This window comes from Bartonella sp. MM73XJBT.G (genome assembly GCF_028618435.1).
Lineage (GTDB): Bacteria > Pseudomonadota > Alphaproteobacteria > Rhizobiales > Rhizobiaceae > Bartonella.
Genome location: NZ_JAQISW010000015.1, coordinates 17257 through 34692 on the forward strand (window position 1 = coordinate 17257; position 17436 = coordinate 34692).

Below are 17436 nucleotides of genomic sequence, written 5' to 3' on the forward strand. Positions count from 1 at the left end.
GTTTTGCAACAATGTATAGGAGCAATACATAAAATAGAAACAATATCCTAGCGTTGTAAAAAAGTTTTACTGTTTAGGGAGGTAACTGTTTGAAGCGTTAAAAATTGACTGTTTGGGAATACCTTCTGTCTTTTTTAATTTCTGTCTTTTTAATTGCCTTTGTTTTATCGCACGCATACCAGTCTTTCGAGATCTTCAAAGCAAACTGGCTCCACACCCCTTCCCATAAAGCACCCGCCCCCTTAAAAAAAACTAAAACCACCAATACAAGAGATCACAAAAACGCTGAACAAGAACATGAACAGCAATAAGCTGAACACAGCGATCTCTGTTGCTGCACAGTATATTTTGAGCCACCCCACACTGCAAAGCCCGACATCTCAAAGGATTAAGGTAAACCCACATTGCTTTGTAAAGAAACAAAGCCTTTCAAGCCAAGGAACACTTGAGATCCACAGAAAGCGCTTCCCCCTTTCAGCCGATTTGCGGGGGCTTAAAGCACAACAAACCAGCCTAGAGTCCCCACACCTTTAAAAAACATATCATAACCAATCTTTAAGAAACAGATACCCTCAAAGGACAGTGTTTTACGAGCATAGCAGGATAATTTGATCGCAGAGGATGAAAATGATCTTTTTTGCGGAAAAAATCCACAGGGAATATTTCAGGGAATATTTGTTGAAAAAATAGCCATTGTTGGCTCAATGGCTCTTTTGGATGATATCATTTTTTCACACGAAGGAACTGTTGAAAAAAAACTGTCCTCTCTTCATGGAAATGAGCCCGGCAATAGAAAAAACTTAAAATATAAAAATAGCGTTGCAAACACCTGCAAATTCCCTCCAATTTTTACAGATTTTACAGCTGTAAAAAACACACAGATTTTTTTAAACGAAGAAAGCTTCTCTCTTTAAACGTTTTCTTATAAAAAGATCACAAAAATGATTTTTTCTTTTAATCTTCAAGAGACAAGTGCTTTTTTTCAAAACATCATTTGGCCAGAATGTAAGAAAATAATATTGCCGATCAATTATCAAGAGATAAGATTAATCATATGAAACCACAAGATTCATCTCCTCCTCATTCATTCCCCACACAAGAAGGGGCAAGTGCGCAAGAAAGTGGGCATGCACAAGAAGATCCAAGCCCCGATGAATCCTTAGAAAGCCTTATTGCCCGTTTACAAAAAAACGCCCTAGAAGAAGAAAATGTACCCCCTAGCTCTGAAGAATTAAAAGCAATTATTGCAGACTTAGAAGATGATCTCGTTACAGGCCATTGGATTTTTGCTAATTATGAAGATACCGATATTAGACTGATGCCGGCTCTCGTCGAAAAAGCCAACAGGAAATATCCAGGGATGAATCTGAAATTAGCTCTTACAGCTGAAAAACTTACCCACGCACTCAAAGAAACAATCGAAAGTGGCGCAAAATCTTCCCAATTTATCGTCAATATGGGAAGCAGAATCCATTTTGCGGCGATGGATTATAAAATTATTGATGATAAAATATCTTTGATCATGTTTGAACCTACAACATTCAATAATATCAGTGCTTGGAAACTAGGAATAAAAATAAATCAAACCCTTGCAAGTCTTCCACTCCCTCCTTATTCTTTTGCCATGGCCGAAATGGATATTCAGCGAAGCGCTGCTGAATGCGGGATGTTCAGTTTAAACCTTGCCAAAAAGCTTCATCTTGAATCTGATAAATTAACAAGAATGCACAAGGATAATGTTAAGGGTGTATTATGTGAACCCAAGACACCTTTACCCGCTGAAAAGTTAGATTCCTATCTTCCAACCACTTTTTATAAACATGCGCAAGGAAAAAGACGTCTTGAACACTATCTCAAAACCAATCCAGAAGCCGCCCATGAAAAAGTCAACAAAAAAGGGGAAACTCTAACTGAGAGGTTTGAAAAAAACTTAACGGAAAAAGGGGAAAAAACCATGTCTGTTTCCCCCCACAAAAAAAGGATTACGGAATACAAATCTTTGATGATGTAATTTTAAGTCTTTTCCCCTATTCCCTCTTCATCAAGTACAAAACACTGCTTTTTTATGGCTAAGATTGCAATAAGAAAAGCGGCTTTTCCATTCATTCATAAAGCAAAAATAGCAAACAACTTGTCTGTTAAAAGCAAAAGGCTGTTATCCTATCAAATTTTCTCTCAAAACCAGCCTCTTTTAAAACTGTATAAAAATTCCAAAGCTCTTATTCTCCCCAAAGCTCTTGTTCGCAATAATCCTTGATGTCGATAGACAAAACGCTAAACGAGTAAAATATTGAATGCTTTCGTCTTCAATCAAAGCCTATACCCACGCTTATTTTTCTAAGAATATCGCTTCCTCTCAAGCACTTTCATGCCATCGGATCAAATAACCGCAACGGAGTACGCTTATCGTAGCTCAATCAACAGCTCCCACCAACAAGACACCCTTAAAAAAACCAGCCCACAGAGGAAATCTCAAAACTAATCCTCACCATCAACCAAAGAAAAACACCCCCTCTTCTCCTTCACAAAACACCTTACTCTTTTGCACCACTATCCTTTTCTCAAAAGAGCAAAATATGACACGCCATATCCCTCAAAAAGTTTGAGCCCCTAACCCGCATCACCACCCACACCAGCACCTCTCCCTCAACACTCTCCACATGCCCCATGTTATCAATACCAACCCTACCGCACGAGCAATAGCTTCTAGCGTTCCATACAAGCTCTCTCTACACTCACTCCCCTTGTGCACAGCCCCCTGCGAATAGCTATGAGCGTACATCGACCCCAACCAAGCATTCCCCCCCCTTGGAATATCCCCCTTGGAATATCCCCTTGTATCCCTTTTGGAAGGTCCACTGGAAATATCCCCTAGAAATGTCATGACCAACCTTTTGATTTCATCAAAATTTTACGCCTTTTCTATTCTTGAAGCGTGAAAAAATTCATTTTTAATCTGTCAACCAGCCTCACATGAATGTGAGGCTTTATTTTATGGAGAAGCAAATGAGAAAAATATCGTCAGAAGGGCTTGCACTCATTAAACAATGGGAAGGGTTGCGTTTAGAAGCCTATAAAGATACCATTGGGGTATGGACAATTGGCTATGGCCATACCAGTACGGCTGGCAAACCATTTGTTCACAAGGGTATGATCATCACGGAAAAACAAGCCGAAGAAATTCTTTCTCGAGATTTAAGACAATTTGAAAATGCTGTTGCAAAAAATGTGACGGTTTCCTTAACAGATGAACAATTCGCTGCACTCGTATCGTTTTGCTATAATGTAGGAATAGTGGCTTTTTGCAAATCAACCCTGCTTAAAAAACTCAATAACAACGAATATGAAGCCGTCCCTGCTGAATTACAAAAATGGACGAAAGCGGGTGGAAAACGTCTTCACGGTCTTGTGCATCGTCGTGCAGCAGAGGCGGGCTTATGGGCAAAAGGAGCTTATGTTTCTCCCAATTATCAAACTGTTGAAACAAAAGAACCCATGGGTTTTTTTAAAGCAGAAGCGCTAACACCCATTATTGGTTCTTTTTCTGGACTTGGAGGCTTATTGGCAGGCAATGGTCCAGTGCAATGGGCTTTGGCAACCATCATGGTTTTAGCCGCCTGTTTTGGCATTTTCTTTGTCGCAAAACGCTTTCGGGAGCAACGCTTATGATGGGCTGGATGAAAAAAAATTTGATGATTACAGGAGCGGCTCTGAGCGCTTTTTTTATCGCTTTAACAAAAGCTTTTAGGCTTGGAAAAAAGATTGAACAGCAAAAGCAAACAGAAAAAATGCTAAAGTCATCAACAACACGGCTCGAGGTGGAAAATGAAATTAATCAAAAAAGTGATGCTGATGTGCGCGCTGCTCTTAACAACTGGTTGCGCGATAAAAACAATCAATGAGCCTTCAGCCTGCATTGGTTGGATGCCCATTTATTTAGGCCAAAAAGATCTTACGAACATCAGTTCAAATCTCGCCAGAGATATTTTAAAGCATAACAAACAAGGGGAAGGCTTGTGTGGGTGGAAACATGGCTAGAAAACAAACAGAACTTACAGAAAAGGAAAAAGAAATTCTTCAAGAAATCATCATGACTTATAAAAGTATAAAAGTGATGTCACGCTATACGAAGTGGGTTATATTCATCATTTTTCTATTAGCGCTTGATTTTTCACGCATCATGGATGCCTTGGCAAGTATTTTTACACAAAAATCAAATATTCAACTCTAAAGTAAACCACGAAACATGAGACGTGTTCAATCTTCAAAAACACCCGTTATTTTGAATACACGGGAAGCTTTTATGCATAATTTTTCACGTCTCATGGAGAATTTTCACGCTTCACAAACGCTATTATACAATGAATTTTCAGGCATTATAGCGACATTAATTCTACCGGCATGAAAAGAGATTTTTAACAAACGCGTGAGTCAACGACTTTGCTCACATAAGAAAATGATCATACCAACGTACATTTTTAAATAACATATTGATAATAAAAAATATTTTACATTCTTCACAAATCCCATCGGGAAGATACCATCGCGAAAAAATTTAAAAATATTTAGAGATATTTTTTTAATAATTGCATAAGTAAACAACGCAAAAAGTATTAACTTGCCTAAAATCCCCTTTCTTTACACTTTAAAAAAAAGAGCAATCAGACACCACCCTACGCATTACTAATCCCCAATATTTATAAAAACCCCCATTTATAAAAACTCTGTTTATAAAAAACTGACTATTTGAAAATATTCATGAGAGGCATTTTTATTTTCTTTAAGTATTTTACCCTAGCTCCCTCCACTTGTGAGGTATAAGAAAATGCTTGATGTTACACTAAAGCGATGTTTGCAATGCTCACATTATCATTGTTTACGACTGGTAATGTAATAGGCTTTATTTTGTACTTGGCATTTCGGACAAACCACGATTTCTGTACTACCCCAACGCAATTTACACAGCATAGCATGGCACTTGTCATCACTTAACCGAACAATGCCTAGTGACGACACACTACGAGCATGGGCTGTTAGTAAGAGGTGTTTTGTCATAATTTAAGCCTGTTAATCATCGTTTGAGATGATTATACGCCTTATAACAAATTTTGACAATAGATTTATAATCGTTTATAATGATTATATGTTTTAAATAGTGAGAAAATACGACATGAAACACTCAAAGAGCAATGAATGGCGAAATAAAGCCAAGGGCATTGTTAAAGCGGAAATTGTCCTTAGAAACCTTAGCTATGCTGATGTGGCAGAAAAGTTAAAAGACTTAGGTATTGAGGAAACCCCACAAAACCTTAGCAATAAGATTTCTCGCGGAGCTTTTGGGGCGGACTTTATGTTGCAGGTTTTAACTGCAATTGGGTGCAATAAAATTCGTTTGATTTAATAACATTTTTTATAAACGATAGTTTTGAGTTGGTCTTATTGAGAAGATTTTAATATGTTTAATAATGATGCACATCTTGAAAGTAAAAATAGTGGCTTATCTAAAGCCAAAAGTGCCAAAAAGGATGAGTTTTACACGCAATACAACGATATTGAAAAGGAAATGCAATCCTACCTTGACTATGACGCTAACGTTTTTCGAGGTAAAATTGTCTTTTTACCATGTGACGACCCCGATTGGAGTAATTTTACCAAGTATTTCGCTCAAAACTTTGAACGATTTGGCTTGAAAAAACTCATTAGCACCAGTTACGCACATACCAGTAAAGATTTACAAGCTGATTATCAGCCGTCTTTATTTGAAACTCAAAGCCCGAATTATGACAAAGATAAATCGGTAAAACAGGGTAAAATATTCATCCTTGATAAAGACAATAACCATGACGGCAAAGTCGATATTAAGGATTTGCAATGGCATTACCTTAATGGCACAGGGGATTTTAAAACAGATGAAATCAAAGCCTTGCGAGATGAAGCGGATATGATTATCACCAATCCACCCTTTTCGCTATTTCGTGAATTTTTGGCATGGATAGTGGAAGCGGATAAACAATTTTCCATTATTGGAAATATGAACGCCATTACCTGTAAAGACATATTTTCACTCATTAAAAACAATGAAGCATGGTTAGGTGCGACCATTAATAGTGGTGATAGAGAGTTTAGAGTACCTGAAAGCTACCCACTTGAAGCAGCAGGATTTAGAATTGATGACGAGGGGAATAAATATATTCGTGTAAAAGGCGTTCGTTGGTTTACAAATATCGACCATGGCAGACGACATCAACCCTTGCAACTGATGACAATGGCAGAAAATCTTAAATTTAATAAGAAAATTCAAGGGAAAAATGCTTATCAAAAATACGATAATTACAACGCCATTGAGGTCCCCGTAACTATCGCCACACCAAGCGATTATAAAGGTATTATGGGTGTTCCTATTAGCTTTTTAGACAAACACAACCCTGAACAATTTAAAATTATTGGTATGGATTTAGATGTCAAAAATGGATTATTAAGTGATTTAGCTGTTGCTGATTGGAATGGTAAGTTAGACCGTGCTTACATTAAGGGTAATCGAATGTACTCACGAATCCTCATACAAGCAGAATAATGAGAGTGCCTAATATGTACATTGAATATATAGATTATAATGATGGGCAAATGCTGTTTGACAATAATCACATGATCCGATGTGATTATTTCAACAATCTACCATTTAGAATACAGCGTATAGTGCTTACACCTGATAATCAAAACACTCAAAATATCGTTGAGATTGCAAAAAAGCGTTTAAGCAATATAAATTTTAATTCAGCCAATTCGTCAGGTGATACAAGAAATTTAAGAGAAATTCAGTTAAAAGGCTTGTGTGGTCTTATCATTGAGCAATTATGCTTTACTATGCTTAATCACTACAATACAAGTAAAAATGTTTCTATACAAATAGATAGGTCAAATAATTCTATCAATCAAGTTGATATAAAGATTATCAAAAGATGGAAAGACCAGTCAGACATTGAACATCAAGCCATAAAAACAGTAGAGATACGCTCCTCTTTTCCATTTAAGCCAATAGCAGAGGCTATAATAAAAGATTTTGATATATTAGGGACTTATACTAACCATGTTAAAACTATAGAAATGGATAGGGATTTCTATTTGCGTTTTCTTTTTAGTATTGATTACAGTAACGGGCAGTTCGTTAAAAATAATAAAGGCGGTATAGATTATAGTGCGACTACAGTTAAGTTTTTAAATGAACAGTATTTCGATGATAATTTATTTTTGAAACGAGATTTGGTTGTCTATTTTGTCGGTGGGGCTACCAAAGAAATGATGCTTGATGACACGATATCATATTATGGCTCTATGCAGTCAAATAATTTCAATAAGTCTAGCACCGCAAAATATCGAAAATTAAAAATTAAAAATGCCCTTGATTGTATTTCTATAATCCAACTAATGTTAAATGTTGTCGCTGACGAAGCATCTAACGGGAAATAAGAATAATTTATGAAAACCACGCTTAAGACCTATACCATTGCCGATATCTGTCATGGATTCACCTACAACGAATTTGAAGGCAAAGGCTTATTTGGCTTATCTGGCAAACTTACCATTCAACCTGAATACCAACGCAATTATATCTATGCTGATGGTAAACGTGATGTTGCCGTTATCGAATCTATCCTAAAGGGCTACCCATTGGGTTTGTTGTATTTTAACCAAACAGGGGATGGTATCTATGAGGTTTTAGACGGACAGCAACGCATTACCAGTATCGGGCGATTTGTTACCAATAAATTTGCCATCATGGATAACAATAAGACCCCGCAATATTTCAACTCACTACCACCTGAACAGCAAGATTTGATTAATAAAACCAATCTTTTAGTATATGTGTGTGACGGTGAGGAAATCGAAATTAAAAACTGGTTTAAAACCATCAACATTGCAGGCGTACCACTCAATGAACAAGAATTATTAAATGCTGTCTATTCAGGCAAATTTGTAACCCTAGCAAAAGCCGAATTTAGCAACAGCCAAAACGCCAATATTAACAAATGGGCGAGTTTGTGCGAGGATCAGCTTTACGCCAAGACTTTTTAGCCACCGCCCTTGAATGGGTCAGCCGTAACAATGTAGGCGACTACATGAGCCGTCACCGTCATGATGACAACATTAGCGAACTAAAAACCTATTTTAATACCGTAATTGACTGGGTATCAGGGATTTTTACTACTGTTGAGAAAGAAATGCAGGGGGTAGAATGGGGACGACTATATGAAACCTACAAATCCAAGCCTTACAATCCGCAAACCATTAGTGAGCAAGTAAAAACCCTATATGCAGACCCTTATGTCAAAGACCGTAAAGGAACTTTTGAATATGTGCTAGGTGGTATGATGGATAAAAAATTACTTAATGTAAGAGTATTTGATGAAGCTACCAAAAAATCAGCCTATGCCAAACAAACCGCCAATGCCGAAGTGAATGGTATTTCAAACTGCCCGCTATGTGCAATCAGTGACAATGTCAATAAAAATAAAATTTGGAAACTTGCCGACATGGATGCAGACCATGTGACCGCTTGGAGTAAAGGGGGAGCAACCGACAAGGCTAATTGTGAAATGTTATGCAAAACTCATAATAGAGCTAAGGGTAATAAATAACACAAATCACTAATAAACATTGGTTTTGTGCAAGTGCTACATAATGACGAAATTTCACAAAAAAAGATACGCAAGCAACAAAAGTTTGAGGCATCATCTTCATTATTTAATAAGATATTACTATAAATACCTTTAAAAGTCATAAAGCAAAAAGATGATGACAAGACGCGTGCTTATATACCTTTACATTCTTTCTCAATGAGGTTGTCTTTCTATTGCAGAGATTAACCAAACAGAGATATGCTTGTCCCAGTATACAAAAGCCCTTTAACAGAGAAAAGCTTAAACACCAGCATCTTATTCATAAAAAAAACAAACAAGACCCAACATGCTCTGTCCAACTTTCTCTCTTCAACTTTCAATGGGTACGAACCCTTGCATTGGTTCATAAAAACCATTCGCCCTTCTAAAGCGCAAACACAGGATTTTTTTAATGGTGCATGCATAAACTTAAAATGAAAAAATAGAACTGTATAAGAAAGAAATGACTATAAATCAAAAAGTTGTATTTTTATCAATAAAATATTTTCAAAGAAAATCACGATCCCCGCACAATAAAAACATCTCATAAATGCAAGAGAAAAAGTCATGAAAAAGAGAGAGATCTATTCACAATGGCGATACATCAACCAATGAAAAATAACAAAATGCTATAAGATCACTATCATAAAAGGAAAAACTGTACGAAACGTAAAAAAGCATTAAAAAAAACGAGCATAGAAAGCCCGTTTCTTTATTACTTCTATGGAATAAGAGCTTAGAAATCCATTCCGCCCATTCCACCCATTCCGCCACCTAAGCATTGGAGGCATTGGTGTATCTTTCTTTGGAACTTCAGCAACCATTGCTTCTGTTGTAATCAGCAGGCTAGCAATTGAAGCCGCATTCTGGAGAGCAGAACGCACAACTTTCACTGGATCAACAATTCTTGAAAGCAATCAAATCACCAAATTCACCGGTTGCAAAACGTGAAAAAGCATTTAAAAAAAACGGGCCGAAAAGACCCGTTTCTTCATTCTCTCTAGGGGAAAAAGCTTAGAAATCCATTCCGCCCATACCACCCATTCCGCCAGCAGGCATTGGAGGCATTGGAGTTTCTTTCTTTGGCATTTCAGCTACCATTGCTTCTGTTGTAATCAGAAGACTTGCAATTGAAGCTGCATTCTGAAGAGCAGAACGGACCACTTTCACAGGATCAACAATTCCCAACGCAATCAAATCACCAAATTCACCCGTTGCGGTGTTGTAACCAAATGTATCAGCATTATTTTCCAACACTTTGCCAACGATAATAGCTGCTTCTTCACCGGCATTGGTTGCGATTTGACGCGCAGGTGCTTGAAGAGCACGACGAACGATATGAATACCAGCTTCTTGGTCAGGATTGCTTCCCTTAACGGTCAATGCATTTGCTGCACGCAACAATGCGGTACCACCACCAGCAACAATACCTTCTTCCACAGCCGCCCGTGTTGCATTCAACGCATCATCCACACGGTCTTTCTTTTCTTTCACTTCAACTTCTGTTGCACCACCCACACGGATAACAGCAACACCACCAGCGAGTTTAGCCAATCTTTCTTGCAATTTCTCACGGTCATAGTCAGAAGTTGTTTCTTCAATCTGCGCTTTAATCTGATTAACGCGTGCAGTAATTTCAGCCTTTTGTCCAGCACCATCAATAATGGTGGTGTTTTCTTTAGAAATATTCACTTTCTTTGCACGACCAAGCATATCCAAAGTGACATTTTCAAGCTTAATGCCCACATCTTCAGAAATCACCTGTCCAGATGTCAAGATAGCGATATCTTCAAGCATTGCTTTACGGCGATCACCAAAGCCAGGCGCTTTTACAGCAGCAATTTTCAAACCACCACGCAACTTGTTGACCACGAGCGTTGCCAAAGCTTCACCTTCCACATCTTCAGCGATGATAAGAAGGGGTTTTCCAGACTGCACAACCGCTTCTAAAACTGGGAGTAAGGATTGCAAGTTAGATAGTTTCTTTTCGTGAATGAGAATGTAAGGATCATCAAGATCCGCAACCATTTTCTCAGCATTGGTAACAAAGTAAGGGGAAAGATAGCCACGATCAAACTGCATTCCTTCCACAACTTCCAATTCCGTTTCAGCTGTTTTAGCTTCTTCCACGGTAATGACGCCTTCATTGCCCACTTTTTCCATGGCATTTGCAATCATTTTACCAATTTCTTCAGCACCATTGGCAGAAATGGTTCCAACTTGTGCGATTTCTGCTGAAGTTTGGATCTTTTTGGCTTTTTTGAAAAGATTAGCCACCACTTCATCCACAGCCGCATCAATCCCGCGTTTAAGATCCATAGGGTTCATGCCTGCAGCAACAGCCTTAACGCCTTCTTGCACAATCGCTTGTCCCAAAACAGTTGCCGTTGTTGTTCCATCCCCAGCAATATCATTGGTTTTAGAAGCAACCTCGCGCAACATTTGCGCACCCATATTTTCGAACTTGTCTTCCAGTTCGATTTCCTTTGCAACGGACACACCGTCTTTTGTGATACGTGGAGCACCAAATGATTTATCAATCACCACATTGCGCCCTTTAGGGCCGAGTGTCACCTTAACCGCATTAGCAAGGATGTCGACACCGCGCAACAAACGCTCACGCGCTTCACGGCCAAATTTGACTTCTTTAGCAGCCATTTAATTTCTCCTTGGAGTTTTTTCAAAATAGTACACAATGAAAAATTGAGGGACTCTCAATTAGCCCATAATTCCCATAATGTCAGATTCTTTCATGATTAAAAGGTCTTCCCCATTAATCTTGACTTCAGTTCCAGACCATTTTCCAAACAAAATACGGTCCCCTGTTTTGACTTCTAAAGGCACGCGCTTTCCGTTATCATCCAGAGCGCCATTGCCAACAGCGATCACTTCGCCTTCTTGTGGTTTTTCTTTTGCTGTATCAGGAATGATAATCCCACCAGCGGTTTTATTTTCAGATTCAACCCGACGAACAACGACACGATCGTGAAGTGGGCGGAATTGTATATTAGCCATGTTTTAAATCCTTAAAACTGAACATAATTGCATTAATCTTAGAAAGTTCTTGCTAGCACTCTCTAAGTGTGAGTGCTAACACTATCCAAGATATAAAATCGGCCTTTCTCAATGTCAAGGATAGTCATAAAATAATTTCTCTATAAATAAAACTTCCACGTCTTGCTTCTTCTTGCTATTTGGCGTTATCTAGCTTTTTTAAGAACCCGTAAACAAATAAAGGATCTTATATCATGGTTGAAACACGTCAGGAAACGGATAGCTTTGGAACGATTTCGGTACGCCAAGATCGTTATTGGGGAGCACAAACTGAACGTTCTCTGCATAATTTTAATATTGGCAGTGAAAAGCAGCCTCTTACCATCATTTACGCCCTAAGCCTTGTGAAAAAAGCAGCCGCCCTTGTCAATATGGACAAAGGCAAACTTTCTCCCAAGATCGGCAAAGCGATTGTCACAGCGGCTGATGAAGTTCTCTCTGGTGCTTTTGATGAGCATTTTCCCCTTTCTGTTTGGCAAACAGGCTCAGGGACACAAAGCAATATGAATGTCAATGAAGTGATCGCCAACCATGCCAGCATGCTTTTGGGGGGAAAACTGGGAAGCAAAAAGCCCGTTCATCCCAATGACCATGTCAATATGAGTCAATCCTCCAACGATTCCTTTCCCACGGCACTTCACATTGCCACCACGCTGCAAACACGCCAACATCTTTTTCCTATTCTTGAAGCGCTCATTACCACTTTCAAGAAAAAAGAAGAAGAATTTGCCGACATCATCAAAATTGGACGCACCCATACACAAGATGCCACTCCCTTAACGCTTGCACAAGAATTTTCAGGTTATCGGGTCGCGCTGGAAGCCAATCTTCATCGTATTGAAACAGCCCTTGCTGATGTTCAAATGCTTGCTCAAGGCGGAACAGCTGTGGGAACAGGGCTCAACGCCCCGAAAGGCTTTGACGTTGCCTTTGCACAAACAATCAGCACCCTCACAGGAATACCCTTTAAGACGGCACACAATAAATTTGAAGCGCTTGCACATCATGGTGCTCTTGCGCATTTCCATGGCAGCTTGAATGCCTTAGCCGCGGATCTCTTTAAAATTGCCAATGACATTCGGTTTTTAGGTTCTGGTCCCCGTTCCGGCTTAGGCGAACTCAACTTACCTGAAAATGAACCCGGTTCCTCTATTATGCCTGGCAAGGTTAACCCCACCCAGTGTGAAGCCATGACCATGGTTGCAACCCAAGTTTTTGGCAATCATACCAGCGTAACTTTTGCCGCTAGTCAAGGGCATTTTGAACTCAACGTCTATAAACCTGTTATTGGCTATAACGTTTTACAATCGATAACCCTTCTTGGGGATTGCATGCGTTCTTTTGATATGCATTGCATTCAAGGATTACGCGCCAATCGCGTTCATATTCACGCCCTCATGGAGCGCTCGCTCATGTTAGTCACAGCTCTTGCTCCAGAAATTGGCTATGAAAAAGCCGCTGAAATTGCCAAAGCAGCACATAAAAATGATACAACTTTGCGCACTGAAGCCCTCAAAGCAGGTGTTTCTGTAGAAGATTATGACCGGCTGGTTGATCCCAAAAAGATGATCGCTCCTCAATAAAGAAGCCAATAAAGAACAGGAAAACTTCTTCAACCTTATCCCTCAAAGTCATCGGGGTGTCTCACCCCGATGAACGTTGTTCACAGTGTTTATTTTAGGCTCTGTTTATTTTAGGCTCTCATCTCCATTTTAGCCTTATCCAAAGAAACGCTTACTCCCAAAATTGGCGATGAAAAAGCAGCTAGAATTGCCAAAGCAGCGCATAAAAATGATACAACTTTGCGCACTCAAGCCCTCAAAGCCAAGCGTTTTTAGGAGAAGATTATGACCGGCTGGTTGATCTTAAAAAAGATGATCGCTCCTCAATAAAAGAAGCCAATAAAGAACAGGCAAACTTCTTCAACCTTATCCCTCAAAGTCATCGGGGTGTGTCACCCCGATGAGCGTTGCTCACAGTGTTTATTTTAGGCTCTCATCTCCATTTTAGCTCTGATGAAAATATATAGTATATTGATTTATAATGATAATATCTCTTTATTCAACTTGAATGCGCGTCCTAAATACCTGTAAGATTTTCTCATTTTAAAGCCATTTATATTAAATCAACCCAAACCATGTTTCTTGCGCCTCATAATCGAGATGCATGTATGACATAAAATTATCGTAAGAAAAGACTTAAAATGCCTCTAATAAACCGTCGAGAAGAGCTAAAGGATGGTCCACAACATTTTAGAACATACCCCAATTTTAGAATAAATCCAAATATATGATGAAACCAGCTTGCCCTTTTTATTTTATGAAGAGTAATGGTGGGAATGCTCAATAGAAGCAACATCTATCAGAACAAAACGCAATGTCTCACAAGGTTTTGACCTTACCTTTACTCAAAACAATCACCCCCCCTTCAAGAATATAGTAATAACCTTTAAAACAGTGCGCAATCAATTTGAAGTGCTCGCGCATCATGGCACCCATCTCCATTTCCTCGAATGCCTAACTCCATACGCTGATCCCTACTGCTCTCATTAAAAAATTGCCAATGACATTTGATTTTTAGAATCTCATCCCTGTTCTGGCTGAAACGAACGAGAAAAATGGTTCATGATTTTTCCTGAATGAAAATTTACATGAAAGGAAACCGGAAAAATACGCTCCCCCTTCACCCCCCTGTTATTGTTCATATCCTCTCCTTTTTAATATTCACCCCTCTTTAATATTTCATTGAATCAATCCAAATGATGCACTTGGATCGTCATAAGTAAGCATGGCATACCAATAAAAAACAATTGAAAAAAGGGGCTCTTTTTCTCAAATCCCTAAAGCTATCATTCCCCAAGGCTATCGTCATGCAAAAGCACACACAATATTGAAAATAGGAAAGGCCCCTCTGCCCTTTTTAAGACGAGGATATGGATATTCAGCATATATATTAAGCACAAAAATAAAAATCGTTATGTATAACGTATTTATATATAAATAACAAAAAAAGTGTTTTTAAGTTTGAGAAATAATATTTTTCAACAAGATAAAATTTTATTTATTACGCCATAATGTTTTATACAATACAGAGAGCACTGAAAGACTATAACCCTAGAAGAGCTTTGAAAATTAATATTTTTTATGGGAAAAGAGCAAGATAAATACATTTTTTTAAAATGCTTAACTCTGAAAAATTATGGATTTTGAGTGTATTTTATTTTTTCATAATGAAATTATGTATAGATTTTTTTAACTGATTTATGCATAATACATTATGTAATTGAAATAAATTGGGGACGTTTTATGAATACAAAATGTTTAATTGCACTTTCTCTTTTGACTTTTATGACTACTTCAACAGCGCAAGCAGCTGATACGGTAATGTTTCAGCCATCAACACCGAATATTTCAGCATCAAGTGGTTTAGCCCCAAAGATTGCGCCAGTGACTTTTTCTACGCCTTTTTCTTGGTCTGGTTTTTATTTTGGGGGACAAACTGGATATGTTTCCAATAAGAGCAATTTAAATTACACGCCCGAAGAAAAGAGCGGAAAATGGGCTTTGGTCAATAGAGATTTATCAGCAAAACCATCAGGATTTGTCAGCGGTTTTTATGTAGGTTCTAATATTGACCTAGGAAATAACCTTATTGTCAGTGTTGATACGGATATGATCTGGTCTGGTTGGAAAGACACCCAAACGGATAATGGCAAGAAAATTCTCGATAAATTAGACACTCTTAACGCTGTCTTTCAAGAAGCCGGGATTCCTATTATAAAACCTGCAGCTCAGGATGAAACGATACCCAACATTGATGATATTGTTGTGAGCAGTGTAACATTGAAAGAAAAATGGGGAGGAGCTTTGCGCGCGCGCATTGGTTTTGCTTCCCATCGTCTTATGCCTTATATTGCAGGGGGTATTGCCTACACACAGATGCAATATATCCTATCACTTTTAACAAAATCACATGAAGATTCGACAGTATTTGCTTCTGGCAATGTGTTTGATAAAACAAAAGTAATGATTGGTTATACTCTTGGTGGTGGCTTTGATCTTGCCATGACCGATGACATTATCATGCGTACAGAATATCGTTATACAGATTTTTTTAAAAAGAAATTTGCAAATGATGAACTTAAAATAAGCGATCAAGCGCATAATTTTCGCCTTGGCATCGCTTATAAATTCTAATGTCTTATAGAAAAAGAAACGTTTTAAAAACCCTGTTTAAAACAGGGTTTTTTTTATGACTCTCCCCCCTTTAAAAAAGACGAAGACTTTAAAAAAAGCAGTGCTCAACTGTCAACAAAGGATTACAAAAACAACAAAGGAACGCAAAACAGTGCAACTTTTTGCAAGTTCTTCTCGCATATCCCCTTTAGAGGATGCATTAAAAACATAAGAGCTTTACCTGCACGACTATTGCATGAAATAAATAAGAGCACTGATATTTCTTTAAAACAAAGATACATACTGCGCATCAAAAGCAGCAATTGATGGTAACCTAACAGCAGCATAAAAGAAGCTGGTATGTTCATTTTTCAACCTCTTCTTCACCCCTCTCAAAAGCATGCTTCTTCATCGACAAATAATCCGTTTTTTCAGTATCAATTCACCGATCATCTCTTTGTCTTAAAGTAAAATCACTTGATAGGATCACTGGAATTTATTTCTCGCCCCATCTTTGAAAAAACAAAGATCTTTCCCTTCCTTTAAACCTCATGTCGGTTTATAAAGAAACAACAACTCTAGGGTGAATTTCTCTTGACTTCCCACTTCATGGGTTCCACTTAAACTTTAAAAAACAATGAGCAAACCCTCACCTGAATATTCAAGACACACTGAAAACAATAGTGAAACGGCTTACCTTCTATCACCCCACTTTAGATGACGCTATTTACAACTCTTCTATTGCCAGAATGGAACAAGGATATTGCCTCTCTCTGTTGGTGTCATACCTGAAACAAAAGAGATAATCTGATTGGAGAAGAACGCATTGGGGAAGAATATGAAATTGTAAAGATGAAAAAAGCATTTGTAGCAACTCATTTTCCAGCTTCCCTCTCTCCTTTGACGTTTGCTTTAGCAAGCAAAAATCAAACAGTATCTTTTTAAAGAGTGGTGCTTCACATCGCCTCACGCTTTTGTTTCTCAACCCATTTTGGGCTCACAGCTCTCATGTCATAGGAGAACGCTCCCAACCAAAGCCTGCTTCACACACACAATACACCTGCTCATTTGCGCGTGTATTTTCAAAAAATATTGAATCCTTAAACCCATTTCACCACAACGCCTATAAAAAATAAAATCTAAAAATAAAATGGCGCCCTCTTTACTCTTCATCAAAGAGCATGCTGGAAGCTTCCTATACTTTTTCCCCCTCCAAGGATAGCCCTTCACACCTAATAAGATTCATGAAAAGGCATATTTTCTTGTACAATTTTATACCACACGAGCGCATCTGGCTGATACGGCCCCACACGCACACACGATACACGCGCCCGATAACACGATACGCGTGCACGATAAATGTGCAAGAGACATGATTTTGGTTGATTGGTGATCAACAGATTAAAAAATAAGAGCCCCCTCTAATCTTCAAGGTCGTTCATTCAACAGGCAAAAGAATGAATATTGATAAATCGCAATATTTTACAAATCGATATGATGCACGATGACAGAATAAAGCGGAAGTGTTGATTGATAAAGGAAATCTTTAT

16 protein-coding genes and 2 pseudogenes are annotated in these 17436 nt (G+C 38.3%); 14 read left to right on the forward strand and 4 right to left on the reverse strand.

What is annotated here, in order from left to right; translation table 11 throughout:
- The first annotated feature begins 297 nt into the window (after positions 1-297).
- The 6 genes from PVV59_RS07715 to PVV59_RS07745 all read left to right on the forward strand — a co-directional run bounded on the left by PVV59_RS07715 (position 298) and on the right by PVV59_RS07745 (position 4231).
- Positions 298-534, forward strand: a complete 237-nt coding sequence (locus tag PVV59_RS07715; protein WP_273755563.1) for a hypothetical protein — start codon at positions 298-300, stop codon at positions 532-534.
- A 74-nt stretch (positions 535-608) separates the two neighbouring features.
- The gene (locus tag PVV59_RS07720; protein WP_273755564.1) at positions 609-914 is read left to right on the forward strand and encodes a hypothetical protein; all 306 of its coding nucleotides are present in this window, start codon (positions 609-611) and stop codon (positions 912-914) included.
- Between the two features lie 140 nt (positions 915-1054).
- A complete protein-coding gene (locus tag PVV59_RS07725) occupies positions 1055-2011 on the forward strand; it encodes a YopJ/AvrA family T3SS effector serine/threonine acetyltransferase (protein ID WP_273755565.1) in 957 nt (318 codons plus the stop codon).
- A 995-nt stretch (positions 2012-3006) separates the two neighbouring features.
- Positions 3007-3669: a lysozyme gene (locus PVV59_RS07730; RefSeq protein WP_273755566.1), complete on the forward strand. Its 663-nt coding sequence runs from the start codon at positions 3007-3009 to the stop codon at positions 3667-3669.
- Positions 3666-3902: a hypothetical protein gene (locus PVV59_RS07735; RefSeq protein ID WP_273755567.1), complete on the forward strand. Its 237-nt coding sequence runs from the start codon at positions 3666-3668 to the stop codon at positions 3900-3902. Before PVV59_RS07730 ends, PVV59_RS07735 begins: the two co-directional genes overlap by 4 nt.
- A gap of 128 nt (positions 3903-4030) precedes the next feature.
- Positions 4031-4231, forward strand: coding sequence for a hypothetical protein (locus PVV59_RS07745; protein WP_273755569.1), 201 nt, complete (start codon positions 4031-4033; stop codon positions 4229-4231).
- Between the two features lie 638 nt (positions 4232-4869).
- Here PVV59_RS07745 and PVV59_RS07750 read toward each other — a convergent pair.
- On the reverse strand, positions 4870-5055 hold the full coding sequence (locus tag PVV59_RS07750) for a transposase (protein ID WP_273755570.1): 186 nt from the start codon (positions 5053-5055) through the stop codon (positions 4870-4872).
- Positions 5056-5170: 115 nt separating this feature from the next.
- Between PVV59_RS07750 and PVV59_RS07755 the strand changes: the two genes are divergently transcribed.
- From PVV59_RS07755 to PVV59_RS07775, 5 genes are all read left to right on the forward strand, one after another.
- Complete coding sequence (locus PVV59_RS07755) at positions 5171-5401, forward strand: DUF6471 domain-containing protein (RefSeq protein ID WP_273755571.1); 231 nt, start codon at positions 5171-5173, stop codon at positions 5399-5401.
- Positions 5402-5455: 54 nt separating this feature from the next.
- On the forward strand, positions 5456-6574 hold the full coding sequence (locus tag PVV59_RS07760; protein WP_273755572.1) for an adenine-specific methyltransferase EcoRI family protein: 1119 nt from the start codon (positions 5456-5458) through the stop codon (positions 6572-6574).
- Positions 6575-6696: 122 nt separating this feature from the next.
- Positions 6697-7467, forward strand: coding sequence for a hypothetical protein (locus tag PVV59_RS07765; RefSeq protein ID WP_273755573.1), 771 nt, complete (start codon positions 6697-6699; stop codon positions 7465-7467).
- Between the two features lie 9 nt (positions 7468-7476).
- Complete coding sequence (locus tag PVV59_RS07770; protein WP_273755574.1) at positions 7477-8073, forward strand: DUF262 domain-containing protein; 597 nt, start codon at positions 7477-7479, stop codon at positions 8071-8073.
- A 44-nt stretch (positions 8074-8117) separates the two neighbouring features.
- Positions 8118-8636, forward strand: coding sequence for an HNH endonuclease (locus PVV59_RS07775; protein WP_273755575.1), 519 nt, complete (start codon positions 8118-8120; stop codon positions 8634-8636).
- Between the two features lie 757 nt (positions 8637-9393).
- Here PVV59_RS07775 and groEL read toward each other — a convergent pair.
- From groEL to groES, 3 genes and pseudogenes are all read right to left on the reverse strand, one after another.
- Positions 9394-9562, reverse strand: a pseudogene (gene groEL, locus PVV59_RS07780) (chaperonin GroEL); the annotation flags it as partial.
- A 109-nt stretch (positions 9563-9671) separates the two neighbouring features.
- Entirely contained in the window at positions 9672-11315 is a 1644-nt protein-coding gene (gene groL / locus PVV59_RS07785) for a chaperonin GroEL (RefSeq protein WP_273755576.1), read from the reverse strand.
- Positions 11316-11375: 60 nt separating this feature from the next.
- Positions 11376-11672 carry a co-chaperone GroES gene (gene groES / locus PVV59_RS07790; RefSeq protein WP_005774667.1) on the reverse strand — a complete coding sequence of 99 codons (297 nt, stop codon included), beginning with the start codon at positions 11670-11672 and terminating at the stop codon, positions 11376-11378.
- A 233-nt stretch (positions 11673-11905) separates the two neighbouring features.
- On the opposite strand from groES, the gene fumC reads away from it, so the two are divergent.
- The 3 genes and pseudogenes from fumC to PVV59_RS07805 all read left to right on the forward strand — a co-directional run bounded on the left by fumC (position 11906) and on the right by PVV59_RS07805 (position 15907).
- Positions 11906-13294, forward strand: a complete 1389-nt coding sequence (gene fumC, locus PVV59_RS07795) for a class II fumarate hydratase (RefSeq protein ID WP_273755577.1) — start codon at positions 11906-11908, stop codon at positions 13292-13294.
- A gap of 150 nt (positions 13295-13444) precedes the next feature.
- A pseudogene (locus tag PVV59_RS09930) lies at positions 13445-13584 on the forward strand (hypothetical protein); the annotation flags it as partial.
- 1432 nt (positions 13585-15016) lie between these two features.
- Positions 15017-15907 carry an outer membrane protein gene (locus PVV59_RS07805; RefSeq protein ID WP_273755578.1) on the forward strand — a complete coding sequence of 297 codons (891 nt, stop codon included), beginning with the start codon at positions 15017-15019 and terminating at the stop codon, positions 15905-15907.
- Positions 15908-17436: the final 1529 nt, after the last annotated feature.

Coding starts and splice junctions, on each gene's coding strand:
- groL (WP_273755576.1), bottom strand. CDS start 11,315: ATGGCTGCTAAAGAAGTCAAATTTGGCCGTGAAGCGCGTGAGCGTTTG.
- PVV59_RS07770 (WP_273755574.1), top strand. CDS start 7,477: ATGAAAACCACGCTTAAGACCTATACCATTGCCGATATCTGTCATGGA.
- fumC (WP_273755577.1), top strand. CDS start 11,906: ATGGTTGAAACACGTCAGGAAACGGATAGCTTTGGAACGATTTCGGTA.
- PVV59_RS07805 (WP_273755578.1), top strand. CDS start 15,017: ATGAATACAAAATGTTTAATTGCACTTTCTCTTTTGACTTTTATGACT.
- PVV59_RS07730 (WP_273755566.1), top strand. CDS start 3,007: ATGAGAAAAATATCGTCAGAAGGGCTTGCACTCATTAAACAATGGGAA.
- PVV59_RS07715 (WP_273755563.1), top strand. CDS start 298: ATGAACAGCAATAAGCTGAACACAGCGATCTCTGTTGCTGCACAGTAT.
- PVV59_RS07745 (WP_273755569.1), top strand. CDS start 4,031: ATGGCTAGAAAACAAACAGAACTTACAGAAAAGGAAAAAGAAATTCTT.
- PVV59_RS07750 (WP_273755570.1), bottom strand. CDS start 5,055: ATGACAAAACACCTCTTACTAACAGCCCATGCTCGTAGTGTGTCGTCA.
- groES (WP_005774667.1), bottom strand. CDS start 11,672: ATGGCTAATATACAATTCCGCCCACTTCACGATCGTGTCGTTGTTCGT.
- PVV59_RS07725 (WP_273755565.1), top strand. CDS start 1,055: ATGAAACCACAAGATTCATCTCCTCCTCATTCATTCCCCACACAAGAA.
- PVV59_RS07775 (WP_273755575.1), top strand. CDS start 8,118: ATGAGCCGTCACCGTCATGATGACAACATTAGCGAACTAAAAACCTAT.
- PVV59_RS07755 (WP_273755571.1), top strand. CDS start 5,171: ATGAAACACTCAAAGAGCAATGAATGGCGAAATAAAGCCAAGGGCATT.
- PVV59_RS07735 (WP_273755567.1), top strand. CDS start 3,666: ATGATGGGCTGGATGAAAAAAAATTTGATGATTACAGGAGCGGCTCTG.
- PVV59_RS07760 (WP_273755572.1), top strand. CDS start 5,456: ATGTTTAATAATGATGCACATCTTGAAAGTAAAAATAGTGGCTTATCT.